The following is a 24,899-nucleotide window of genomic DNA, read 5'->3' as shown; positions in this document are numbered from 1 at the left end:
CCCCGGGAGATTTTCCTGGGGGTTTTTCATATATATCAGATTATTTATCCGGGGTGTCCGCGTGTGCGGAAATGAAATCCGCCAGCGGAAAATAGTGGTTTAAAATCGTTTTGTAATCCTGCCCCGCATCGGCGCGCCCGGCGGCGCCCGTTTGGCAAAATCCCACGCCGTGCCCCCAACCGCCGCCGTAAAATACAAAGAATTTCAGTTCGCGGTTTTCGTAATTGGGCTCCACAATAAAGTAACTGCTCCTAAGCATCCCCAAACTTAAATTATTGCGGATGACGTTTTCTTTATTTAACGTAACAGTGCCCTTGGTTCCCCGTACAAGCAAGCGGCTTACGTAGCCCGAGCGTCCGCGCCGCAAGGGGATTAAGGCCGTAATGCGGCCGATATCCTTCTTCTGGCGTTTAATCACTTGGCGCAGGTCTTTTTCGTCCACTACGCGCGTCCAGCGGTAGGCCGCCAAACTGACGTTTTTGTCGTAGCGGCTGTACGCATCGTGCGGGTATTGCAACAGTTCCTTAAACTGGTAAGGTTGTAACGTATCAAAATTAAAATCCTTGTAGTCGGACACCGGGTTTAAATAGGGCGTTTCGCTCCACCCTGCTTCCTTGGCGCTTTGCGTAATGCCGCCGCAGTTGGCCGAAAACACACTCTCAATCGGTTTGTTTTTGTATTCCAACACTTCGCCTACGGTGGATTCCACGGCGGCGTTTCCGCGTTCGCTTTCGGCACTTACCCCGCCATAAACCTGGCAGTTTTGCGTGTCGCACAAATCATACCCGTAGGACTTATGTTTGCCCAAGTGTTTTAGGGCGTAAGTACGGGCCAAAACGGCCTGCGCACGCAAGGCGTTCATCGGAAATTTAGTCGGCATTTCGGACGAAATAACGCCCTGCAAATATTCCTCTATGGTTACAATGTTTATCGGCACCAGCGTATTGTTTTTGGTATTGTGCGTAATTTGCAACTTGCCGCGGTATTCTTTATCGTCCACGCTGGCCCAAGTCATCCCAGCGCCGCTCATTACGTTTTTTACGATAATGGTGGCCCCTTCGCCTTGCGTTTTGGAGGTGGGGGTAATCATTACAGAGCCGGAAAACGATATTTTTTTGCCCGCGGGGGAAGATAAATGCGCTTTGCCGTTTTGCAAAAGGGCCACCCAACTTTCCCGCGCGTTGCCTTTACCCAACAGTTTGCCTGTTTTAGCATCGGTAACCGTAAAGGCGTGGGACGGAATAAAATGCAAGGCGTGGCGTTCGGGCGGGCGGCCGTTTTGGCGCATCCCGATACCTATTTTTATTTCGCGCGTTTTTACGCCGTCCGGCAAGGCAAAGGGCTTTACAAAGGTGTGCTTTAAAATTTCCTTTCCGCCCGTAAGTTGTTTTTCTGTGCGGGTAATGCGCGGGCGGAGCCTTTCTAGTGCCTGGTTGACCTCGCTATTGCTTTTGTCGGACGAGTAAATCATACGGTACTGGCGGTAGGCTTCGTTGTAATTGCCCAGTTTTTCAAGCACGGCGGCGTAGTGCTTTTTGGCTTCAATAAATTGGTGGTCATAGGTAGAAGCCTTTTCAAACACTTCGGCGGCTTTTTTATATTCTTTATCTTGTTCGTACAAAGTTCCCAGCAGGTAGTTGGCAAGGGCCGGATGAGTGCCGGCGCGGGCGGCCAGTTGCAGGTTATACTTGGCCAGTTTTTTATCCCCAAGGCCGATTTGCGCGCGGGCTAAATTGATGTATAAAAAGCCGGAGCGGTCCTTGTCCTCAGGCAGTTGGGCGAGCAGTTTTTCGGCAGAGGCGTATTGTCCGTCCGCCAAAAAGGCTTCGGCGGCCATTTCTATTACTTCGCGGTCTTTGGGATAAATTTTATAGGCGGCTTGGGCAATGTCCACGGCTTTTTTGGGCTCGTTCTTTTCCATAGCGATAAAAGCCGCATTTAAAAAGGCTTGGCGGTTTTTGGTATCTTTTGAAAGTTGTATGTATTCGTCAAAGGCGTCATCGGGCTTGTAGGCAAAGTACAACTCGCCCGCCTCTTTTAAGCGTTCGGCCTCGGTTTTGGGGGCTTCGTCCGCCCACGCGGCCGTAAACAGAAAGAGAAAACTAATCAGAAAAATAAAATATTTCACAAAATACCCCAAGGTTACTATTTCTTATATTATATCGTTTTCGGCGGGAAACGCGCCTGTTTTTGTATAATAATTTTTATGACGATTCCGATACCCCAATGGCTCAAAGATTTGGCCGGGCGCAACAAAGCCGCCCTGCGTACTTCGGCCGCGCTCTCGGCGCAGGCTTCTATTGATAAACACGTTTTGCACACCGTTTGCCACGCGGCGCATTGCCCCAATAGGGGGGAGTGCTTTAACTGTGGCGATGCTACCTTTATGGTGCTGGGCGATTTATGCACGCGCGGCTGCCGCTTTTGTGCGGTAACCAAGGCGCGCCCCTTGCCGCCGGACGAAAACGAGCCCCGGCGGGTGGCCGAAGCCGTAAAGGAGTGGGGCATCCGCTATGCGGTGCTGACAATGCCCACACGCGACGATTTACCAGACGGCGGAGCCGCGCATTTTGCGCGCGTGATAAACGCTATCCACCAACTGATGCCCGGGGTGCTGGTGGAACCCTTAATTTCCGATTTAAAGGGGGATAAACAGGCGCTTAAAACCGTTTTGGACGCACGCCCGGCGGTACTGGCGCACAATGTGGAAACAGTGCAAGAATTGTATAGCGCGGTGCGTATCGGTGCTGATTATAAAAGGACGCTTACGCTCTTGGAAAATTCCAAAAAACTGGCGCCTGAAATTTTTACCAAAACGGGCTTTATGGTGGGCCTTGGCGAGACGGAAGAACAGTTAAAAACCTTAATGAAGGATTTGCGCTCCGTGGGAGTTGATTTGCTGACGATTGGGCAGTATTTGGCCCCTTCCGTCGCGCATTACCCGGTGGCGCGCTACCCCGACCCGCAGGAATATAAGGCTTGGGAAGAATACGCGCTATCCTTGGGTTTTAAGGGCGTTGCCAGCGGGCCCTTGGTGCGCAGCAGTTACCGGGCCGGGGCGTTATACCGCCGCGCCTTGGCGGGGCAAAGCGTAAAATAGTATAATAAGATTATGAAGAAGATTGTATTCTCTTTTTTTATTTCTTTCTTTATGGCCGCCTGCGCGGGTAATCCGCCTGCCTGGTGGAACCCGTCCAACGCGTATAATGGGGAGCCCCAAGTGCGTAAAACTGCGCCTAAGACGGTTAAAGTAGTACCCCAAAACGAGGAGCAAACGCTTCCGCCTGCCGAGGAAAATTTAACGCCGCTTCCGGATGAAAGTTACGAGGAAATGATTTTAACGCCCTTACAGGACGAGGAAACCGAGGACCCGGCCAACAAAACGCCCGAGGAACCCCAAAATACAATGGATATTACCCCGTCCGGGAGTGCGGGCAGCGCGCTTCCGCCACCCAGCGTGTTAGAATAATTTAACCACAAAAAAGAGCCCCCCGGTTTACCTAAAACCGAGGGGTTTAATTACTGCTGTTCATTTCAACTCCTTTACTACACTGCTTTCCGCGTTTTACACGCCAACTGCCGGGTCTTACGCCGCTCCGCTTTTCCCGCGGGCCGAAGCAAGTACATCAACCAACGGAAACACTACTCTACTGCTACCGCGCCGCTTCATCCACCGCAACAGCCCCGTCCCATAACACCCCAATCAAACCGCCCTTAACGGACTGCCCAACTGGTCGCCAGATACGTCCTGCTCTGTGCCTACCAGGCACCCGGACAGTTATGTAACCCAACCGTCCTAGCCTTTCCAAGCGCACAGGCCCAACTCCTTCCGGCCTACGGCACCATTGCTTCTGTACCTTTACTACACCGGCGCCTCATCCGCTTTTTGCGGCTCCCGGCTTGGTGGGAATTGCTTCCCGTATGGATAGTATAAGCGGATTGGGCGTTTTGTCAAGGGGTGATTTTTTTCTTATTTTTCCCGTCGGAAATCCACTCAAAAAGACAAAAAAATCCGCACCGGATTTTGCTCCGGCGCGGACTTTTTAGAAAACTAATTTACAGGCTCGTAATGTCGGCTACCGTCTGCGTGAGGTAGCGGCGCACGCGGGCCAAAAGCGCCAAGCGGTTTTGCCGCACGGCGGGGTTTTCGGCGTTTACCATTACATCCTTAAAGAAATTTTCCAACGGTTCTTTAAACGCGCCATAGGTTTTCAGCACGTTTAAATATCCGTCCTTGGTTTTGGCGGTATTTACCGCACAGCCCAAGGTGGAATCCACTTCGTGGATTTTGTCGTATAACGCTTTTTCGGCGGGGAGTTCAAACAGTTTTTCGTCCACCGCTTCGGTTACGTTTCCGGCTTTTTTAAGGATGTTGCACACACGCTTGGCCGATTCCAGCACGGCGGCAAATTCTTCGCCCGTTTTGACGGTTTCCAATGCGCTGACGAGGGCTTCCACCTGCGTGAGGGGGAGTTCGTACCAGTTGGAAACGGCGTTTAACGTAGCGGCATTATGCCCGCGCTGTTCAAGCACCAAGGCTAAACGCTGGAACAAGAAATTCGGCAATTCCTTTAAGCCCTTGTCCGGGGTTCCGGCGGGGTATAAGGAAGCGGATTTTTCCACCAATTCTTTGAGCGAAATTTGCATATCCTTTTCCAAAAGCATACGCACCGCGCCAAAGGCCTGGCGGCGCAAGGCGAAGGGGTCTTCGCTCCCGGTGGGGATTTGGCCGATTAAAAAGTTTCCGACCAAGGTGTCCATTTTCCCGGCGAGGGAAACGATGTTGCCTTCTTCGGTGGACGGCAAGGCGGAAGAGGACGTAAGCGGGAAGTAAAACTCTTCCATCGCTTTGGCGGCGTCCTTGCGGCCTTCCAAGGCGGCGTATTGCCCGCCCATATAGCCCTGCAATTCCGGAAATTCATACACCACGTGGCTGGCTAAATCCGCATACGCGTGAGAAGCCGCATAATCCACGGTGTTTTTTAACTGGGTTTGGCCTAATTTGTCGCACAGCCAATCCGCCAGTTGCTGGGTTCTTGCGGACTTTTCGTACATAGAGCCCAAGCCTTCCAGGAACAGGACATTTTTGAGTTTTTCTTTAAAGGTATTTAAGCCGGCCTTTTTGTCGTTTTCAAAGAAGAATACGGCATCGGACAAGCGCGCGGACATTACTTTTTTAAACCCGTCGCGCACTTCGTTTTGGTTGACGGAAATACCGTCGCGCACGGCGATAAAATACGGTTGCAATTCGCCCTTGTCGTTGGTTACGGGGAACATTTTAATCTGCTTTTTAAGAACGGTAGTAATCAGTTCTTTGGGCAAGGTTAAAAATTTAAGTTCAAAGTCTCCGCCCACGGCCACCGGATGTTCGGTGCACCAGACGGTTTCTTCAATGAGTTCCGGGTCCAAATCCGCGTGATAACCGCGTACGGTGGCTTCGTTGGTAACGGTTTTGATAAGGGCTTCCTTGCGCTCTTCCGGCAATACCAAAATAGGTTGCGGCTGGGCGCGCAGGAGATCAGCATAGTAGGCTTTATCCGCTTGTTCCACTTTAATCGGTTTGCGGCCGAAAGAGGACAGCGGATAGGTGTTGCGGTCCGCCGTAACGCCCGCCACGGTAAATTTGATTACCTTATGCCCATACAGGCCGATAAGGGAGCGGATCGGGCGGCCGTAGCGCAGGCCGGATTCTTCCCAAATCATATTTTTGGCAAATTCAAGTCCGGTTACAATGCGGGTGAAAATTTCGGGCAACAGTTTGACCGTTTTTTCGCCTTTGATTTTAACGATGGCATAAATAAACGGTCCCTTTTCGGTTTCTTTTACGGTTAATTTTTCAGGCAGCAGGCCGTTTTTCTGCGCAAAGCCCGCGCTTTGGGGGGTAAAGTTGCCGTTTGCGTCCTTTAACAGTTTGGCAGGCGGCCCCTTTACTTCTTTTTGTACGTCTAACGATTTTTCGGCCAAATCTTCAATGACCACCACCAAACGGCGGTAAGTGCCGAAGGAGTCAACGGATTTATAGGTCAGTCTTTTTTCGTCCAAAACCTGGGCGGTTAAGGTTTTTAATTGCTTTAAAGCCGGGGCCATAAAGCGGGCAGGCAAATGCTCTACGCCGATTTCCAAAAGCGCGTTCATTTAGCGGCCTCCTCTTCTTGTTTTTCTACACTTTCCACATAGGCTTTGGCGCAGGCCTTGGCTAAATTGCGGATTTTGGTAATGTTGTTGGTGCGGTCGGACACGGAAATCGCCCCGCGCGCTTCCAACATATTAAAGTAATGCGAAAGTTTCATCGCGTCGTCATACGCCGGCAGATAGAGCCCTTTTTTGCACAAGGCAAAGCACTCTTCTTCGCACTCTTGGATATAGCGGCGCAGGTGTTCCACATTGGATTCTTCAAAATAATAATGGGAGAATTGGCGTTCGCCCTCGTGGTGCACGTCGCGGTAGGTAATTTCATCGTTCCAGCGGATATCAAATACATTATCCACCTTTTGGCAGTACATCGCAATACGTTCAAGCCCGTAGGTAATTTCTACCGTAATGGGGTTTAACGCATAGCCGGCCATATTTTGAAAGTAGGTAAACTGCGTAATTTCCATTCCGTCCAGCCAAATTTCCCAGCCGACGCCGGAAGCGCCCAAGGTGGGGGATTGCCAATCGTCCTCAATCCAGCGCACGTCGTGCTGTTTGGGGTCCAAACCAATGGCTTTTAAGGAATTTAAATACATTTCCTGCACATTGGCCGGGGCGGGCTTCATAATTACCTGGTATTGGTAATATTTGCCCAAGCGGTTGGGGTTTTCGCCATAGCGGCCGTCGGCAGGGCGGCGGCAGGGTTCCACATAGGCGCGTTTGACGGGCTTTTTGGTAAGCGAGCCGAAAAAGGTTTCCGGGTTGTACGTTCCGGCGCCTTTTTCCACGTCGTAGGGCTGAACAAGAACGCAGCCTTGTTTAGTCCAGTAATGGTTCAAAGCGGATATCATATCCTGAAAATTCATACCGTATTTCATATGTAAATACATTATATAAAATATAGCCGTGCGGGGGAAAAGGCAAAAACTGGTATAATAAAAATATGATTACCACCGTTATTTTTGATATGGACGGGTTGTTGTTTGACACCGAACTTATCTATTTTGAGTGTTATAAAAAGGCCGCCCAAGAGGACGGAAAGACCTTTCCGTTTGAACTGTTTGAATCGTGCGTAGGCATCAGCCGCGAGGAAGCCGCCCGCTTTATGCGCCAGCATTTCGGCCCGCAGGCGGATATTGCGCGGATTAATTCCCGCACGATGGAAATTGTAGAGGAATATTTGGCGGAGGACGGGGAAATTAACTTCCGCCCCGGCGCCAAGGAAGCGGTGGAATATTTTTACAACCGGGGGCTTAAAATAGGGCTTGCCTCCTCCAACATTAGCAAATGGGCGCGCCACTTTTTGACCCAAAAGGGCATTATTAAATACTTTTCCGCCATTACTACTACCGACGACGTAACCAAGCCCAAGCCGGACCCGGAAGTGTATTTAAAAACGGCCCACAAATTGCACGCGGACGTATCGCAATGTTTGGTGTTTGAGGATTCCGTGGCCGGGGCGACGGCGGCTATTTCGGCGGGGATGCGTACCTGCGTGGTGCCGCAAATCAAACACCCCAATACCTTTGTACGCGAAAACGCCTTTAAGATTTACAAATCCCTGGCGGACATTTACCCGGATATGGACGAGTTGCTGGGATAATAAAAAATCCTTAAAAAATACCCCTTCGGTTTGTCCGAGGGGGTATTTTTTTATCAAATAGTTCTCTTATCGTAAGGGTAAGTTGCGCGAAGGTCCAGCCAATTCTGGTAAAAAGTAAAAATCAGCCGGATCATTAAAAGTGTAACTGATTAATTTTTTGTTAGGCAGAATCACAAACCACAAATTCGCCCCGGGAACATCCAGCCTCAGCAAGATTGCATTTTGGTATTGGGTAGCGGACGAGACGGTAATTTTATTTTGAAACATTTTGATAATCTGATTACGGTCTTGTGCGGAAAGAGTACAAAAATCTCTTAATGGACGGGCCGTCAGTAGATACTCACCTAATACCGGGTTCTGCGCAACGGCTCTTTTAAGCAGCGTGTACTGCATTTTGCAGGCAGAAGCCTTTTTAACGGGTAACGACGCAAAAAAACGGTCCAATTCCTTTTGTTCTTGGTGATGTATTCTAATACGGTCTATGGCTTTGCCAACCTTTACGCCCAATACGGAATAACCGTCTTGCATATTTATTCGGCGGAGCGTGTTTTGCCAAGTAACAGGTTTATTAATCAAAAATGTCTGAGCCTTAGACTCCATCGTTACAGAAAAGAGCGTAATACACAATACAGCAGCAGTAAAAAAAGTCTTAAAATTCATTTTTTCTCCTTAATCATTTAAATCATCCTTCATATTATTTTCCAAAATTACGCCCCCTCCGAACAAGGGTCTTTGGACCTATAAACGCTATGGGCCTTATATACCAAAACCCCTCCCGGGCCGTATAGCCTAGGAGGGGGTATTGTGAGGAGTATTTATTATAAATTACCAAATGATTGGTTATTTGGTTTCGGCGGGTTTGTCGGCCGGGGTTTCAAACAGCGGGCCGCAGTTGCAAGAATCACAGCATCCGCCGCAGGATTCCTTTTTCTCTTCGGTGGCAGGCTTTTCCGCTTGATCAGCCGGAGCCGCTTCGGGCTTATTTTCTTCCGCCGGGGCTTGTGCTTGGGCGGGCTCTTCGGCCTTGGCAGAAGATTCACACGCGCAAGAATCGTGTTCGCCTTCACAGCAGGAGCAGGTTTCGTGCGCTTCTTCCTCGTGGTGGCAGCAGGGGCATTCTTCCACTGCTTCTACCGCGCAGGTTTCCTTTTCGGCACCGTTTTCCACGGTTACAACTACTTCTTCCTGCACCGTTTCAGTTTTGGCTTCTTCGGGGATGTCCTCGCCGATTACGCCGGGCACAAAGTCCGCAGGCGCGGTGTTGGCGCGGGCGGCTTCCAACGCTTTCTCGGTCGGGCGCAGGGTTACTTTGCGCCATTTACCTTCGCCTTCGCTGGCGGTGGTTACAAATTCGTTTCCTTCTACCGCGCGGTGGATGTAGCGGCGCAGTTGCGCGCTCATCGGGCGGAAGCGGAACACACTGTTGCCGCGTTTAATCATATCAATACCTTTTTCAATTTCGGCATTGATTTTGTCTTCGGCCTTTCTCCAATAGTTTTGCGTATCGGTAATGACGGAAATCGGCTTGTCAAAGTGGCGGCTCAACGCCAAGGTGCACAGGTATTGGATGGCTTCCAAGGTTTTGCCCTCTTTGCCAATAACAATAGCCGGGTGATCGCAGTCAAACGTCAGCAAAATACGCTGTTGTTTGTCGTCCCACCAGACGTTCAAATTTTCCACCTTAATACCCATATGGGTAAGCACTTTCTCCAAGTATTCCTTGGCTTCGGCCATAGGGGCTTTCAAATTTTCCGGGATGACGGCGTTGCGGATAGCCTCGCAGGGGAGCATTTGGGGCTCGTTAGCCTTAGGAGCCTTTTCGCGCGGTTCGCGCACGTCTAACACGCGTTCGCTTCTGCGGTTATTGCGGCGGTTGCCGTGGGCTTCCTTGCGGTTGTTGCGCCCGTTGCGGGATTTGGAGGGGCGTTTTTTCGGAACGTCCATATAAATTTGCGCATCCAAATTGGCGGTGGACCAGCGTTTCTGGCGAAGTTCCACTACCGCCGGGCGGGAACCGATGCCCAAGAAACCTTTTTTAGGCGTTTCCAACACGGTTACTTCCACTTGGTCGCGTCTTAATCCTAATTCTTTTAAACCCTTGGCGATAGCCTCGGATACGTCTTTTGCTTGTACTTTAATTTTATTCGGCATAAAAATGACTCCTTAATTTGCTTTCGCAATTTTGCGGTTAATAAGCGTTTGAATCCCGTAAGTGAGCAGGCTGTTGGTCAACCAATAGAGCACCAATCCGGACGGGAAATTCATAAACAGCAAGGTAAAAATAAGCGGCATATACTTGAACATAGCCGCCTGGGACGGGTCCGTCCCAGCGGGGATATTGCCCTTTTGCTGGAAGAACATCACGGCACCCATCAAAATAGGCAACAGGTAGTATGGGTCTTTGGACGACAAGTCCGTAATCCAAAACACGAATTTTGCCCCGTGCAAAGACCACGAGGTGCGAAGCGCGTTAAACAGCGCCAAGAAAATCGGCAACTGGATAAGAAGCGGCAAGCAGCCTGCGAGCGGATTGACATTGTACTTTTTATACAAGTTCAAGGTTTCGCGGTTTAAGGCTTCGGGGTTGCCCTTGTATTTTTCCTGGATGCGTTTCATTTCGGGCTGGACCTTCTTCATTTGGGCGGCCGATTTTAACTGCATAATTGTAAACTTGAACAAAATGGCCTGCAACAATACGGTAAGCATAATAATAGCCACACCGTAGTTGCCCGTCCACCCGTAGAAGGTTTCCAGCACGTTGCGCGCGATTTTGCCCAAGGCGCCAAAGAAACCGAACGCAATGGAGCGGTCCAAATGGTAGGGCAAGGTCAAAAACGCCTTGTAATCCTTGGGGCCAAAGTAAAAATCGGAATTATATTCTACTTTGGATTTGGCTTCTACCGTGGTTCCCGCTACGGCAATAGAAAATTGCGGGCCCTTCAAATCGCCTTCTCCGGCTAAGCCCCACATCCGTTTTTGGGTGCCGATTTTCTCGGAAGAGGCGGTAAAATCGCCGCCTTTCCAGTTCTGCGGAATTAAGACGGAAAGGAAATAGCGGTTTTGGATACCGGCCCACGTCCAAGCCAAGGTGGGCTGTTTGTCCCCTTTGGCGAAGGTTTCCAAGGTCGGCTTTTTCTTACCTTCTTCTTGCACCAAATAAACGGCTTTGGATTCGCGTTCGTTGTCGTTCATCTCGCTTTTTACCGTAGCCAAACCGGGGCCAAAGTTCCAACTCCACGGGGCGACGGCTAAATTTTGCGAGGTTTTGTTTTCAAACGTAACATTAACGTTATTAATTCCGTTTTCGTTAAAGCGGAACGTTTTATAGACGCTAAACCCGGGGACAATGTCGCCCACAAAGGTAATGGAATCCTGCGTGCGGGCAAATTCGGCAAAGTCCACCTGCGGCATCGTGGAGAAATACCCTTCTCCTTTATATGGAGTCAGGTCCACGTCGCCGATGACGTCTTTAAACAAATAGGTTTTGATACCCGCCCCTTTGGACGAAAACGTAACGTCCGCCTGCGGCAAATTAAGCGTGATTAATTCCTCGGGCTTGGGAGCGGATTTTTTTTCTTTGGATACGGAAATAGGAGCCGCCAGCACGGTTTGGGCACCGTTTGCTTGCTGGGCCTCCTGTACGGATTTTTTCAGTTGCGCCTCGGCGGCTTCCTTAGCCGCGCGGGCTTTGGGGAGGGCGACAAACTGGTTGTAGCCGGTAATTACCAGTAAAAACAGCATTACGGTAATTAAGAACTGTCTGTTATTCATAAAACTCCTCTTGTGGCAAAACCGCCCGGCGCGCCGGACGGCCGGATAAGAGGAAGCGTGATAGGTAGAAAACCGCGTTTAAGGAATCGGGTCGTAGCCGCCCGGATGCAAGGGATGGCATTTGAGCACCCGTTTGAGTGCTAAATAGCCACCTTTAAACGCGCCATATTTCACAATCGCCTGCTTTGCGTATTGGCTGCAAGTGGGTGTGAAACGGCACACCCCGCGCGGACCCAAAAAAGGCCGCACCAGCAACATAAACAAATTGAGCAGTAAAAGTAAAAATTTTTTACACACGAGCGAAAACTGATTCATATGTCCCTCAATAGGATTACGGCAAATTATCTGAAGAGGACAAAAGTAAAGCGGCCTTGCCGCATAGTAACGTGAGCGCGTCTTGCGCTGCTTGTACAGTTGGTAATTTTTCGCTGTTGCGGGGGCTGACGACAATATCCGTCCCCGGCTTGATGTCTTTTCTACTCAGTCTGAACGCTTCTCTTAACAGTCTTTTGGTACGGTTGCGCACAACCGCAGGCCCCAATTTACGGGATACCACTACCGCAAAACGGGCCGGCCGGGTATTCTCCGGGCCGGACCGCCACCACAGTACCAATCCTGGGTACTGCAATTTTGCGCCGCCTTGGATAACAGCCTTAAAATCTCTTTTAAGGTGCAGGCGGCTACTTCGCGGCAGACCGTAAGGCGTCATAGCGCTTAGGCGGCTCTGATTAATTCGTGGCGGCCTTTGGCTCTGCGGGCGCTTAATACTTTTCTACCACCGGCGGTAGCCATTCTGGCGCGGAATCCGATGTGTTTGGCACGTCTTCTTTTATTAGGTCTGTATGTCGGTAACATTTTTATCTTATACGTTAATTCTGGCCCGGAAACCGAACTGGAAAAAACGTATCTCCTGTTATTAATTTAAAATCGTTTCTGTATGAAACTTACAGATATTATATCTTTTATTGCAAAATTTTTCCAACCGTTTATAAAATTTTCCGGCCGGACCTTTTATATTATCCCATATCCTAGGGCTGTATGCAACCCCTAAAAAAATGCTATGCTGTACATAATGATATTTACCGACTCGGGCATTATTCTCTTCCGCCAGGAATTTAGGGAAGCGGACCGCATTGTTTCGCTCTATACCCGCGAACACGGGCGTCTAAACGCGCGCCTGCCCGGGGTTTTGCGTGCAACGGGCAAATTAAAGGCCATTAGCGAACCCTTTGCCTGTGCCGACTACCGCTTTTATGTACGCCGTGGCGGGACGATTGGCACGGTTACGGGCGGTAAAATCAACTCTATTTTCCCGCATATCCGCCAAGATTTAAAGCGCACTACGCTTGCAATGCACTTTTGCGAACTGATGCAGCGTTTAACCCCCTTGCACCAGCCGAGTGAAGATAAGTATGAACTCTTACTTTCCGCCCTGACCGAGTTGGAATATGGCGAGGTCAATTCCGCCTTTGCGGCGGCGTTTACCTTGCGCTTAATGACCTTGGCGGGCTTTGGGTTGGAAAGACCTGTGCTTAAAATTTCGGCCGAATTTTGGCGGCGTATGCACGAGGACGAACTTTCCTCGCTCGTGTTTTCGGAGCCGGAAGATTTGCTTTCTCTATCCAAGTGCAACAGTGTTTGCCGCCGATTCTTAAACCAATATCTAACCTATCCGCTAAATATGCTAAAAAACTTCGGGCTAAACGAGCCCGCCCCGCTGGCGGACGAGGACCAAGCCGAACTGGAAGAACTCGTTTTGCACCCGGTCCATTAAAACACCTTGCCGTAAAGCATTTCAATTAGTACAATGGATTTTAAGGAGAAAAAAATGAATTATAAGAAAATATCTGCTGTATGCCTGCTGGTTTTATCGCTTTGTATGGCCGGAGTAGCCAATGCCAGCCACGCACCTAAGCGCGTGGCTAAACAACATCTTCATTATATTTCTTGGCAAAATGCCATTTTAAAGGCTCACCAAAATATGAATAGAGCCAACGGCCCGCTGGGGGCTTCCGTTTCTCGCGCTATCGTAAAGGCACGCGCCAACTCTTACGAGGAAAACCGTTTATCGGATTTCTTTTCCAAATTGGCCGCTACGCGCCCCTCTGTCTTTACGCAGGCTTGCCGTACCTCTTATACGGTGCTTACCCGCGCGGCCAGAGAAAATAAAATCTTTCATCACTATAAATTAACCGCGATTGACGTGCGCGATTTTTGCTATATGCCCAAAGACGCCGTGGCGTATTTTATTGAGTTTTTTAAAGGCAAGGCCTATCCATATCAGGCGGCCCAATACAAAAGAGCCATTTTGCTTACCTTAAAAAACCCCAAGGACGAACGCAACCGCACCTTGTCTATTGTGGTAGATACGGAAAGCCAGGTCTTGTTCCTCAATTACAACAAACCTGCTAATTTGCAATACAGCCCGCTGTTGCAAGGGTCTTATGTACCCTTGGCGGTACGGTAAAATTAAATTGGTATTTATGAAACTCCCCGTTAGTGTGAAAATGCTAACGGGGAGTTTTGCAAATAAGACATTTAAGCCCCGATTTTCTCCGTTTTTTCTCTTTAAACAACCAATTTGCCAAAGTTATCCCTCTACACAAAAGACCTATACAAATCCTAGGCCTTGACAATTTCTAGTTTAATTATTACATTATTTAATAATGGATAACGAAAATAAAATTTACCTTTCTAAACTGGCTGATATTTATAGCGGCTATTCTTTGCGGGATGTCTCAAAAGTGGGCACCGCCGGGAAGATTTATTGGGTTCAGCCGCAAAATGTGTGGGTGCAGGACTTTACCGCTTTGCAACGCCTTAACATAAAATTATCCAAAAGTATCACCCTTTTACGGGAACAAGATATTTTGCTGACAAACCGCGTCCATTTTAAGGCCGCCACTTGCGCTGGCCTGCCAACCACACCCTGTTTGGCATCCTCGGCTATATGGATAATCCGTGTAAAATCCAGCCAATTATATGCTCCGTTTTTGACCTTTTGGCTAAACTCATCAGCCGGGCAGCGGGCCTTGCAAGAGCGAACGAACGCCTTTTCCACGCTCAAATCCCTTAAAAAAGAGGATTTAGCCACTCTTGCTATTCCGTTGCCGCCGATTGAGCAACAAAAGCAGTTAGCAAATTTGTACACTTGTTGTATAACGCAGCATAACTTGCAGACAAAAAAATTTAATTTGCAGTTAAAATTATTAGAGGCCTTATCTACCCATTTATAGGAGTTTTTAATGAAATACACGCAACAGGAAATAAACGATAAACTTTGGGCGGCGGCAAATTCGTCGCGCGGTACGGTGGACAGTAGTGTTTTTAAGGATTATATTTTGGCCTTCTTGTTCTATAAATACATCAGCGACTTGCACAAACAAGAGCGCGAAAAACTGATTGCCCGCTATGGCAATGACAAAGAACGCATTGCCCTGAAAATGAAGAACTCCCGCTTTTGTATCCCGGACGGAGCCAGTTTTTACGATATTTACGAGCAACAAAATAAAGATAACATTGGCGAGATTATTAACCAAGCCTTGCACGCCATTGAAACCGCCAACCAAGGCCGTTTGGATAACCTCTTCTTAGCGGATTTCAATTCCCAATCACTGGGCGATTTGACCCAAAAGAATAAAATGCTCCGCCTGCTAATCCAAGATTTTTACACCTTGGATTTAACAGATGTGCAGGATGATATTTTGGGCAACTCTTATATGTTTTTGATTGAGCGCTTTGGCAGTGATGCAGGCAAAAAGGCGGGGGAATTTTTTACCGTGCGCCAAGTGGCTAAATTACTGGCCAAACTGGCCCAGCCCAAGCCCGGCGACCGCATTTGCGACCCGGCAATGGGTTCCGGCTCGCTCTTGCTGCTGGCAGGGGAAGAGGTGGAAGCCCAAGGTTCCAAAGATTACGCCCTTTACGGGCAAGAAAAAACAGGTTCTACCTACAACTTGGCCCGCATCAATATGTATTTGCACGGAAAGGACTCGGCACGCTTGGAGTGGGGCGACACGCTAAATAACCCGCTACTCCTGGAAAATGACCAATTAATGAAGTTTGATGTAGTGGTAGCCAATCCGCCTTTCAGTTTGGATAAATGGGGGGAAAAACACCTGGAAAACGATAAATACAACCGTTTTTTCCGTGGAATGCCGCCCGCCAGCAAGGGCGATTATGCCTTTATCAGCCATATGGTGGAAACCGCTAAGCCCAAATCCGGCCGCGTGGCGGTGATTGTGCCCCACGGAGTTTTGTTCCGAGGCGGGAAAGAGGGCATCATCCGCACCGCACTTATTAAAGAAAACCTGTTAGACGCCGTAATCGGCCTGCCAGCCAATTTGTTTACAACTACCAGTATTCCCGTAGCCATTTTGATTTTTGACCGTAGTCGCGAGCCGGGGGGAAAAAACGAAGCCCGCCGGGATGTGCTGTTTATTGATGCGAGCCGGGAGTTTAAGCCTGCTAAGGCGCAAAACGAACTGACGGATGAAAACATCAGCAAGATTTTTAATACCTATGTAAAACGCCAAGAGATAGAAAAATATTCCCACTTGGCTACCTTAAAAGAGATAGAAGAGAACGACTTTAACCTCAATATTCCGCGCTATGTGGATACCTTTGAAGAAGAGCCACCCGTGGATATTGCCGCAGTGCAAAAGGAAATTGCCCGCATAGACGGCGAACTAAAAACGGTGGAAGCCCAAATGCAAAAGTATTTGAAGGAAATTTTGAAATAATAGGAAAAGAAGAATGTTACAACTCATTTCATATATTGGAACATTGATTATTGGATGTATTATAACCACTATACAAAATAAGTATCGGGGAGAAATTCTCTATCTTTGCCGAACGGAAACTTTAGTCCTGCCTGTTAAAATAGGAATCCAAGATATACAAATTTTGTACAAGAAACAACCGATAAGTACTTTATCTGTTTCTAAATTATTACTAGTAAATAACAGTCAACATATAGTAAAAAAATCTGATATTGCTAAAAATGAATTTTATATATCTATTAGTAAAGGAAATAAAATTTTACGTATAGACTGCATTAATAATACTGATACCAAAAATATATATAATTTATCTATTTCTGAAAATCAAGAAAAGGTCTTTATTAAATTTCATTATTTAAATCCTGGAGACTCTTGGCTTTTTCAAATATTCCATACATCTCAGTATTCACAAGATATTCAGTGTAGTTGTTGTGGTGCCGGAATTACTAATACTAAAAGAATTTCTATTTTGTGCCATCCTTGGTGGGAAATTGCTTTTTTGCTATTTGTACATTTTATGGTTTGTGCTATTCTTATTGTAATTGGATTAGAACTCTGTGAGAAAGCGGGCTTTTTGCAATATTTATGCGTTTTCCCTTGGTTTATGGCTATACTTTTTGTTATAAGTTTTGTAAAGTTGTGTGAATTAGACTATCGCTTTACTGGTTGGTATAAATTTGCTCAAAAAAATGGCTTTTAATATGAATACCAAAACAAATAATATATCTAATGGTTGGCGTTTGTATCCATTAAAGGAGTTTTATTCTGTAGTGGGTAATTTAAGTTTACCACGGGAGTTTTTGACAAAAAAAGAGCAGAATTATGGATATATCCACTATGGGGATATTCATACCCAGATGTTGCCAGAAATAATTAATTCAGATACACCAATATCTTACTTATTAAATACAAAAAAAATTTCTAATATTGAAAATTATTTTTTACAACAGGGCGATATTATTGTAGTGGATGCATCGGAGGACTATGACGGAGTAGCAAAGGCTATTGAAATAAATAGCATTAAAAATAAAAAAATAGTAGCAGGACTGCATACCATAGCCTTACGTCCACTTAATAAAAATAGTATTGTGTCTAAATTTGGCCCTTATCTGTTTAAACACCCAGTAGTTATTAAAAGGTTACGGGCAATATCTCAGGGAACAAAAGTTTTTTCTATTAATTTCCCACTTATCGAAAAAGTAAAGTTCTTTCTTCCGCCGATGGAGGAACAACGGCGGATTGTGGAGGTGTTGGAGTGCTGGGATAAGGGCATAGAGTTGGTAAAAAAATTAATTGAACAAAAAGAACTGCAAAAGAAGTATCTTATGCAGCAACTTTTGTCCGGCAACCGCCGTCTTAAAGGTTTTACTGATAAGTGGATAATAAAAAAATTAGAAAATTTGTTAATACAAATAAATGAGCGCAACCGAGGAGAAAACTGTTACCCAATTTTAAGTGTAACAAATACTCGTGGCATTGTACGAGCCGATGAACATTTTTCAAAACGAGTAGCAGGAAAAGACCTTTCTAATTATAAAATTGTACATAAAGGGAATTTTGCCTACAATCCTTCAAGAATAAATGTAGGGTCAATTGCCTTATTAGATGCTTATATCGCAGGACTTTTGAGTCCGATGTATGTTGTTTTTAAATGTAGTCAAGAAATAGATTTACTTTATTTTAAATTTCTCATCCAAGATACAACATTTCTTACAAAAGTTGCTAACTCTGCCCAAGGCAGTGTTCGTTCTACTGTTGATTTTGAAATTTTATCGAGTATAAAAATAAAATTTCCATCAAGTAAAAGAGAACAACAAGCCATAGCAGCAGTTTTGTCTTCGGCGGATAAGGAAATAGATTTACTCAAACAAAAACAAGCCAAGTTGGAAGCGCAGAAAAAAGGCCTTATGCAGGTGCTTCTAACCGGAAAAATAAGATTAAAATAAGGGGGGAAAAAATAACTATGAACTTTTATCACTTGCCGGACTTGGACGAGGCTAATTCCAGCCAAATACCTGCCCTTATTCAACTGGTGAATATGGGTTATACTTATCTTTCCTGCAATGATGTGCGGGCCCTGCGCCAGCATAATTTGAACCAGTACATCCTTACGGATATTGCCTTTAAGGCTTTGCGTCGCTTGAATAATAACACCATTTCTGACCAGAGCATCTATAAAGCACTAGCGGATTTGGAAAAACCCCGCTTGGATGACGGTGTAATTAAAGCCTCGGAATATATTTACACTACTTTGGTGGCCGGGTGTGGCGTGCAGGAGTTCATCAACGGCAAGACCCAATCCCCGCAACTTAAATTTATTGATTTTGAACACCCGCAAAATAACGCTTTCCACGTGGCGGCCGAGTTTGAAATTACCGAAGGAAGCAACCGCCGCCCGGACATCGTGCTGTTTGTAAACGGAATTCCACTGGCGGTAATAGAAAACAAAAAGCCGTCCGTCCCCGTAAAAGAAGCCGTTGTGCAAATGCTGCGCAACCAACAAGGCAGCCAAGTGCCTAAGTTCTTCCTTTACCCGCAAATCCTCATTGCCACCAACCGGGAGGATTTTAAATATGGCACAATGCTTACCCCGGCGTCGTTTTATTCCGAGTGGAAATTGCGCGGTACGGACGAGCAGGTGCAGGAAGTCCGCAATAATGCCTTTGCCAGCCAAAACCACGCGGTAGATACCGCTACATTGGCTACTATCGGACAAGATTTGCTGCGGAGCCATTTTAAGCAAACGGAAATTCCGCTAAATGCCCAAAACACAGGCCTTTATGCGTTGCTGGAACCAGTTCACCTGTTGGATATTGTCAAAAATTTTATTGTATATGACAACAACATTAAAAAAATCGCACGCTACCAGCAATATTACGCCATAAAAAGTACATTATCGCGCATTAAAACCATACAAGACGGTAAACGCAAGGGCGGGCTGATTTGGCACACACAGGGCTCCGGCAAAAGTTTAACAATGGTAATGCTGGTTAAAAACCTGATTGAAATTATCCAGCACCCGCGCATTATCGTAGTAACGGACCGCACGCAATTAGACGAGCAAATCCGTGATACCTTTGCCGCTTGCAACATCAAAAAAGATGTCGTGCAGGCTTCTTCCGCCGACCATTTAAAGCGGCTAATTAAAGAAAAAAGCCCGCACGTAATTACCACGCTTATCCATAAATTTGCCGAAATGAAAAAGCCCTTGTATGTGGATAATGACCCGGACATTTTTGTTTTGGTGGACGAGGCCCACCGAACCCAAGGCGGTATTGGACGCGAAAAAATGATACAAATGCTACCTAATGCGTGTGTTTTGGGCTTTACGGGTACACCTTTGCTTAAAAAGGACAAACCCACCTCTATCGCCCAATTTGGCGGATTAATTGATGCTTACACTATTTCCGAAGCACAGGCGGACGGCGCCGTTCTGCCGCTTATTTACCAGGGGCTTTTTGTAGAGCAACAGGCCAGTGAAGCAATGGATGCTTTTTTCAACCAAATTGTTGAGCCGCTAACCAAAGAACAAAAGGCCCAACTGGCGCGCAAGTTTGTTAATTCCAAAATCATTGAGGAGACCTCCCAGCGTATTGAAATGATTGCTCTGGATGTGCGTAAGCATTTTATAAAAAATTTCCAAGGAACCGGCCTAAAAGCACAGGCTGTTTTGCCCTCCAAATATGCGGCTATCTGCTTTAAGGAAGCGTTGGATTTGCTCGGCGGCATAAAAAGTGCGGTAATTATTTCCGATACGCCCAACGCCGAGGACGACGACAGTTTGCCCGAACACAAACGGGCAATAGCGCAGTTTTTGGATAAACAAAAACATATGTTTGGCTCTTTGGAGCGCTACGAGCAGACGCAAATTAATTCCTTTAAAAAGGATCCGGACGGGTGTGAACTGTTGATTGTGGTAGATAAACTGCTGACTGGGTTTGATGCCCCGGTAAATACGGCGCTTTATTTGGCTAAACAGTTAAAAGACCATAATTTACTGCAAGCCATTGCGCGCGTAAACCGTATTTACGAAGGCCGCCCGGGTAAGCAAATAAAGGTAAACGGTTTTATTTTTGATTATTCAAAAAATGCAAAAAACCTAAAAAACGCGCTTGAATTGTTTTCCAATTTTGACGAGAAAGATGTGGCCAAAGCACTGCTAAATACCGAGGAAAAAATAGCATATTTGGAACAGGTTTATCAAGCCCTGTTGGATACTTTTAAAACGGTAAAAGATAAGGATAATTACGAGGAGTACATTGCCTTATTAAAAGAAAATGAAGAACGCCGCAAAAAATTTTATGAACAGGTAAATACCTTAATTAACGAATTAAATGTGTGCCGGATGCTACCGGATTTTTATGAAAAATGCCCGAAGCGTCTGGACACAATTACCCAAGACTTAAAGCGGTTTATAGAAATTAAAAAAATAGCCCAAACGGTAATGGCAGAAAAGGTAGATTTTTCTAAATACCAAGACCAAATCCGCAAAATCTTGGATAAGTATGTAGCGGCACAAGAGGTGGAACTCCTTTCAAAGCCCATTAATTTGAGCGACGCAATGGAATTCAACCGCTTTATTGAGGATGATAAGAACGGCCTTTCGGACCGCTCCAAGGCTGAGGCCATTGCCGCACAAACGCAAAAAACAATTTCTGAACGCTGGGACCAGGACCCTATTTTCTACGACAGGTTTAGCCGCCAAGTGCAGGTTTTATTGGCAGATTTACGCACTGCAAAGCAAGAAGACCTGCAAGCCTTGCTGGATAGAACCAAAAACTTACAGGGCGAAGTGGAAAATTATGAGGATAAAGACATTCCGTTATCTATCCAAGAAAGGAAAGAGGTCCATCCTTATTACCGTCTGTTAAAAAAAGAATTAAAGGCGCATTTGGGAGAAGCGGAATTGATACAAATTGCCACGCATTTGGTGGATATTATCAATAAAGAACGCAAAGTGGATTGGAAGGACAGTATTGAGGTAAAACGCACCGTGCGCGACCAAATGGAAGACTATTTCTTTGATGAAATCAAAGGCAAAATGAATGTCCCGCTAACGGTAGAATTTATTGAAAGTTTTATAGAGAATACTTGGAACCTGGCCATTAAAAATGACTAAAACAATTATATCAGGCACCACACAATTTAAGTACGAGGAGTTGGAGGAAGAGCGTAAAAGTTTCGGGCTTACGGTCTTTCCGTCCGGGCAGGTGGTTTTTAAAACCCCTAAAAAGGCTCCAACGGCAGAACGCCAAGCCTTTTTGCTTAAAAAATACCCTTGGGTGCAACGACAACAGCAGTTTTTTAAGCAGTTTAGGCCGAAAAGCCAGTGCTTCACCAGTGGCAGCGATGTGCTTTATTTAGGAAGGAGATACCAACTAATTGTAAACACTGGCAAAGAAGAAAAAATTTCCTTTGCCGGAAGTACGTTAATTATTGGCGGAGAAAAAAATGTTCAAGCCCTTTTAATTGCGTTTATGAAAGCCCGGGCCGAACGGGTTTTTGCGGAACGGTTGCAAGTGTGTTTAAAACTGTTCCCCGATTATGTGGGTGAAAAATTTTCTTTAAAAATACGCCAAATGAAGAAGCGGTGGGGGAGTTATCTAAAAGGGGGAACTATCGCACTAAACATAGACCTAATTAAAGCCCCTAAACGGTGTATTGATTATGTTATTTTGCACGAATTGTGCCACCACCGCCATAAAGCGCATAACAAGGATTTTTTTGCCCTGTTGGAACAGAAATGCCCACATTATAAGGCTCTTAAAATAGAATTGGAACGCAAGGTGTTGGGATGAAAACTTATTAGTTTGATGTTTTGTACGGTTTAGAAAAAGCAAAATAGGTGTTTATGATTTTCTTTTCTAGGGGGGAGTTTACGAAATAAATGTAATCTCTGTCGGCACTATATAAGATTACATAATTTTTATGATAGCGTATGGCTTTTACTTTTTCCCAAGGAGTAAAGGCGATATATTCGTCCTGCGGGGTAAACTCATCGCTCAATTCTTCCTCGCTTTTATCAAGCAAAGTCCACCCAATACCGTGCTCGTCAATAGTTGTTTGCACATCTGCCAGTTGGGTGTACAAACGGCTATATTGGAGCAAAACGGTAACTTTTACGCCCAAGCGAAGTACAAGAAAAAAAGTAATAAAAAGAAGTTTGGCCCGCAACGAACCCGCCGCAGGAAGCAAGCATAATAAACCTACCGTCATTACTAGCGCCCAAAGGGTGTAAGCCGTGGAAATGTTCATATCCAGCGGGTTTAAGCAGGCCGCCCATAAAAAACGTCCGCGGGAAACACCCAAAAGGCGGGTGGAACTGTGCAAAATAGCAAGCGGTGTTACCAGTAATTTTTTATTGGGGGAAAGAGTTTTTAAATCGGTGATGGCCCGGTATATCCCAAAAACTCCCAGCAGAAAAAGGTTGCTCCAAAATAAAATGCCCGCAAATACCGAACGCAAATTCCCAAACTCAATATCTGCTAGCATCGGCATAAGCAGGCAAATTAAGACCATTAGTCCAGAAAAGAAAATTTGCAGGCAGGCTTTTACAAGAATCGCGGGTTTTAGCATCGTTATATTACCAAAAGTGCCCGGCTATTACCGGGCACTAAAAGGACAAAGTTTACCTTTAATTATTTATCCAAGTTACGGGTAAAGTTGCTGTACGTTACAAATTTTTCTTCGTACGCAATAAAGGCTTCCTTCAAAATTTTGATAGCCGTTTGCTTATCAAAAATCTTTTCCACCACTACCGTTTTGTTTTCCAACTTTTTATAATCTTCAAAGAAACTCATCGTTTCCGAAATTAAGTGTTCCGGCAGTTGGGAAATATCGGTATAATGGCTAACGTTCGGATCGCCCTGTGCTACGCCGATGATTTTATCATCCGCCTCGCCGTTATCAAGCATCCGCATTACGCCGATAATGCGCGCCGGTACAATGCACAGCGGAACTACTTCGGCCTGGGATAAAATTAAAATATCCAACGGGTCCTTATCCGCCCCGTACGTGCGCGGGATAAAGCCGTAGTTGGCCGGATAATACACGGACGAATAGAGTACGCGGTCCAAGCGCAAAAGGCCGCTGGCCTTGTCCAGTTCGTATTTGGCGCGGGTGCCTTTCGGAATTTCAATAATTCCGTTTACAACATAAGGTAAAGAATCTTTATCGCCGGGCGAAACGTGGTGCCACGGATTGAAATTTGCAAACATTTTTTCCTCTTTAATCAGTAATTTACTTATCTATTGTAGCAATTTTCACGGACGGATTAAACACGGTATAACGCCTACTTGGTATAATAGAAGAAGGAATTTTTTAAGGAGTTGTACAATATGCCAGAAATCAAGTGCCCGCATTGCGGACAAGTTTTTCAAGTGGACCAGTCCGGCTATGCCGATTTGTTAAGCCAAGTACGCACGGCTGAATTTCATAAAGAGTTGGAAGCGCGCTCCGCGCAACTGGCCAAGGAACAAGCCAGCGAAATTGCCGTTTTAAAGACCCAGGCGCAGGCCGATAAGCAGGAGGCCGCCTCGGCCTACGAGCAGAAAATAACCGCCTTAAAGGCGCAAATTTCCGCCGCGCAAACCGCACAGGAGTTGGCCGTCAACCGTGCGGTGGCGGGGGAAAAGGACCGCTTGAACGATAAGGAAAAAGAACTCTTATCGCTCCGCGCGCAACTGAACGACGCCCAAAACCAAATCCAGTTGCAAACCCAATCCTTAAAGGACAATTACGAAGTGCAACTGAAAGCCAAGGACCAGGAAATTGCGTTCTACAAGGATTTAAAGGCCAAAATGTCAACCAAAATGCTGGGCGAAACGCTGGAAAAACATTGCGAGATTGAGTTCAACCGCCTGCGCGCGACGGGCTTTCAAAATGCGTATTTTGAAAAGGACAACGACGCCCGCACCGGCAGCAAGGGCGACTATATCTTCCGCGAGCAAACCGCCGATGGGGTGGAATTTATCTCCATTATGTTTGAAATGAAGAACGAAATGGACACCACCGCCACTAAGCATAAAAACGAGGATTTTTTCAAGGAATTGGACAAGGACCGCAACGAAAAGGGGTGCGAATATGCGGTGCTGGTTTCGCTGTTGGAGGCCGACAACGAACTGTACAACACGGGCATTGTGGATGTGTCTTACAAATATCCCAAAATGTACGTCATCCGCCCGCAATTTTTTATCCCGATGATTACGCTGCTGCGCAACGCGGCGCTGAACTCGGCGGATTACCGCCGCCAACTGGCCGAAGTAAAGAACCAAAATTTGGATATTTCGCACTTTGAGGACGATATCAACGAGTTCAAGGCCAAATTCGGGCGCAATTACCAGTTAGCCAGCGACAAGTTCAAAAAAGCCATTGAGGAAATTGATAAAACCATTGACCACCTGCAAAAGACCAAAGATGCGCTGTTATCTTCGGAAAATAACCTGCGCTTGGCCAATGACAAGGCGCAAGATTTAACCGTTAAAAAACTGGTAAAAAAGAACCCGACAATGGCGCAAAAGTTCGCGGATTTAGCCGCCGATAAACCCGCTGATACGGGTAACGGCCCGGCCTTAAACTAGCCGCCTTTATGACACCGCCCCGCGCCTTTCCCG

At 46.5% G+C, this 24,899-nt stretch carries 23 protein-coding genes; 12 read left to right on the top strand and 11 right to left on the bottom strand.

Annotated elements, in window-relative coordinates; genetic code table 11:
* Window positions 1–40: 40 nt before the first annotated feature.
* On the bottom strand, window positions 41–2,128 hold the full coding sequence (locus ACR0QV_RS01785; RefSeq protein WP_432634290.1) for a SpoIID/LytB domain-containing protein: 2,088 nt from the start codon (window positions 2,126–2,128) through the stop codon (window positions 41–43).
* A gap of 84 nt (window positions 2,129–2,212) precedes the next feature.
* Here ACR0QV_RS01785 and lipA point away from each other — a divergent pair, with 84 nt between their 5' ends.
* Complete coding sequence (gene lipA, locus ACR0QV_RS01780; RefSeq protein WP_432634322.1) at window positions 2,213–3,100, top strand: lipoyl synthase; 888 nt, start codon at window positions 2,213–2,215, stop codon at window positions 3,098–3,100.
* 12 nt (window positions 3,101–3,112) lie between these two features.
* Window positions 3,113–3,469, top strand: coding sequence for a hypothetical protein (locus ACR0QV_RS01775; RefSeq protein ID WP_432634289.1), 357 nt, complete (start codon window positions 3,113–3,115; stop codon window positions 3,467–3,469).
* A 587-nt stretch (window positions 3,470–4,056) separates the two neighbouring features.
* On the opposite strand, the gene glyS is transcribed toward ACR0QV_RS01775, so the two are convergent.
* Both glyS and ACR0QV_RS01765 read right to left on the bottom strand, forming a co-directional pair.
* Window positions 4,057–6,135 carry a glycine--tRNA ligase subunit beta gene (glyS, locus tag ACR0QV_RS01770; protein WP_432634288.1) on the bottom strand — a complete coding sequence of 693 codons (2,079 nt, stop codon included), beginning with the start codon at window positions 6,133–6,135 and terminating at the stop codon, window positions 4,057–4,059.
* Window positions 6,132–6,998 carry a glycine--tRNA ligase subunit alpha gene (locus ACR0QV_RS01765; RefSeq protein ID WP_428061500.1) on the bottom strand — a complete coding sequence of 289 codons (867 nt, stop codon included), beginning with the start codon at window positions 6,996–6,998 and terminating at the stop codon, window positions 6,132–6,134. Before ACR0QV_RS01765 ends, glyS begins: the two co-directional genes overlap by 4 nt.
* A 77-nt stretch (window positions 6,999–7,075) precedes the next feature.
* Between ACR0QV_RS01765 and ACR0QV_RS01760 the strand changes: the two genes are divergently transcribed.
* Entirely contained in the window at window positions 7,076–7,735 is a 660-nt protein-coding gene (locus ACR0QV_RS01760; RefSeq protein ID WP_432634287.1) for an HAD family hydrolase, read from the top strand.
* Between the two features lie 66 nt (window positions 7,736–7,801).
* On the opposite strand, the gene ACR0QV_RS01755 is transcribed toward ACR0QV_RS01760, so the two are convergent.
* The 6 genes from ACR0QV_RS01755 to rpmH all read right to left on the bottom strand — a co-directional run bounded on the left by ACR0QV_RS01755 (window position 7,802) and on the right by rpmH (window position 12,361).
* Window positions 7,802–8,395 carry a hypothetical protein gene (locus tag ACR0QV_RS01755; protein ID WP_432634286.1) on the bottom strand — a complete coding sequence of 198 codons (594 nt, stop codon included), beginning with the start codon at window positions 8,393–8,395 and terminating at the stop codon, window positions 7,802–7,804.
* Between the two features lie 180 nt (window positions 8,396–8,575).
* Window positions 8,576–9,886, bottom strand: coding sequence for an RNA-binding cell elongation regulator Jag/EloR (gene jag / locus ACR0QV_RS01750; protein WP_432634285.1), 1,311 nt, complete (start codon window positions 9,884–9,886; stop codon window positions 8,576–8,578).
* Between the two features lie 12 nt (window positions 9,887–9,898).
* Window positions 9,899–11,506 (bottom strand): membrane protein insertase YidC, encoded by a 1,608-nt coding sequence (gene yidC, locus ACR0QV_RS01745; protein ID WP_432634284.1) that lies wholly within the window; start codon window positions 11,504–11,506, stop codon window positions 9,899–9,901.
* Window positions 11,507–11,584: 78 nt separating this feature from the next.
* Complete coding sequence (gene yidD, locus ACR0QV_RS01740) at window positions 11,585–11,803, bottom strand: membrane protein insertion efficiency factor YidD (RefSeq protein ID WP_432634321.1); 219 nt, start codon at window positions 11,801–11,803, stop codon at window positions 11,585–11,587.
* Window positions 11,804–11,837: 34 nt separating this feature from the next.
* Complete coding sequence (gene rnpA / locus ACR0QV_RS01735) at window positions 11,838–12,215, bottom strand: ribonuclease P protein component (protein WP_432634283.1); 378 nt, start codon at window positions 12,213–12,215, stop codon at window positions 11,838–11,840.
* A 5-nt stretch (window positions 12,216–12,220) separates the two neighbouring features.
* Complete coding sequence (rpmH, locus tag ACR0QV_RS01730) at window positions 12,221–12,361, bottom strand: 50S ribosomal protein L34 (RefSeq protein WP_177747011.1); 141 nt, start codon at window positions 12,359–12,361, stop codon at window positions 12,221–12,223.
* Window positions 12,362–12,578: 217 nt separating this feature from the next.
* On the opposite strand from rpmH, the gene recO reads away from it, so the two are divergent.
* The 8 genes from recO (at window position 12,579) to ACR0QV_RS01690 (ending at window position 22,085) form a co-directional block, all read left to right on the top strand.
* On the top strand, window positions 12,579–13,280 hold the full coding sequence (recO, locus tag ACR0QV_RS01725) for a DNA repair protein RecO (protein ID WP_432634282.1): 702 nt from the start codon (window positions 12,579–12,581) through the stop codon (window positions 13,278–13,280).
* Between the two features lie 54 nt (window positions 13,281–13,334).
* The gene (locus ACR0QV_RS01720; RefSeq protein WP_432634281.1) at window positions 13,335–13,973 is read left to right on the top strand and encodes a hypothetical protein; all 639 of its coding nucleotides are present in this window, start codon (window positions 13,335–13,337) and stop codon (window positions 13,971–13,973) included.
* A gap of 199 nt (window positions 13,974–14,172) precedes the next feature.
* A complete protein-coding gene (locus ACR0QV_RS01715) occupies window positions 14,173–14,742 on the top strand; it encodes a restriction endonuclease subunit S (RefSeq protein WP_432634280.1) in 570 nt (189 codons plus the stop codon).
* Between the two features lie 9 nt (window positions 14,743–14,751).
* On the top strand, window positions 14,752–16,248 hold the full coding sequence (locus ACR0QV_RS01710) for a type I restriction-modification system subunit M (protein WP_432634279.1): 1,497 nt from the start codon (window positions 14,752–14,754) through the stop codon (window positions 16,246–16,248).
* Window positions 16,249–16,261: 13 nt separating this feature from the next.
* A complete protein-coding gene (locus ACR0QV_RS01705) occupies window positions 16,262–16,987 on the top strand; it encodes a hypothetical protein (protein WP_432634278.1) in 726 nt (241 codons plus the stop codon).
* Window positions 16,977–18,233, top strand: a complete 1,257-nt coding sequence (locus ACR0QV_RS01700; RefSeq protein WP_432634277.1) for a restriction endonuclease subunit S — start codon at window positions 16,977–16,979, stop codon at window positions 18,231–18,233. Before ACR0QV_RS01705 ends, ACR0QV_RS01700 begins: the two co-directional genes overlap by 11 nt.
* Before the next feature lie 17 nt (window positions 18,234–18,250).
* A complete protein-coding gene (locus tag ACR0QV_RS01695) occupies window positions 18,251–21,406 on the top strand; it encodes a type I restriction endonuclease subunit R (RefSeq protein WP_432634276.1) in 3,156 nt (1,051 codons plus the stop codon).
* The gene (locus ACR0QV_RS01690; RefSeq protein ID WP_432634275.1) at window positions 21,399–22,085 is read left to right on the top strand and encodes a M48 family metallopeptidase; all 687 of its coding nucleotides are present in this window, start codon (window positions 21,399–21,401) and stop codon (window positions 22,083–22,085) included. Before ACR0QV_RS01695 ends, ACR0QV_RS01690 begins: the two co-directional genes overlap by 8 nt.
* Before the next feature lie 7 nt (window positions 22,086–22,092).
* Here the strand turns inward: ACR0QV_RS01690 and ACR0QV_RS01685 are convergent, their stop codons facing one another.
* Window positions 22,093–22,806, bottom strand: coding sequence for a hypothetical protein (locus ACR0QV_RS01685; protein ID WP_432634274.1), 714 nt, complete (start codon window positions 22,804–22,806; stop codon window positions 22,093–22,095).
* Window positions 22,807–22,925: 119 nt separating this feature from the next.
* Window positions 22,926–23,504: an inorganic diphosphatase gene (locus ACR0QV_RS01680; RefSeq protein WP_428052364.1), complete on the bottom strand. Its 579-nt coding sequence runs from the start codon at window positions 23,502–23,504 to the stop codon at window positions 22,926–22,928.
* Window positions 23,505–23,624: 120 nt separating this feature from the next.
* On the opposite strand from ACR0QV_RS01680, the gene ACR0QV_RS01675 reads away from it, so the two are divergent.
* Window positions 23,625–24,866 carry a DUF2130 domain-containing protein gene (locus ACR0QV_RS01675; RefSeq protein ID WP_432634273.1) on the top strand — a complete coding sequence of 414 codons (1,242 nt, stop codon included), beginning with the start codon at window positions 23,625–23,627 and terminating at the stop codon, window positions 24,864–24,866.
* The last annotated feature ends 33 nt before the right edge of the window (window positions 24,867–24,899 follow it).

The sequence above is a fragment of the Candidatus Avelusimicrobium sp. genome (genome assembly GCF_050873505.1).
Classification (GTDB): Bacteria; Elusimicrobiota; Elusimicrobia; order Elusimicrobiales; family Elusimicrobiaceae; genus Avelusimicrobium.
The sequence above is the reverse complement of the archived record's forward strand: the minus strand, read 5'-3'. Positions and strand labels throughout refer to the sequence as shown.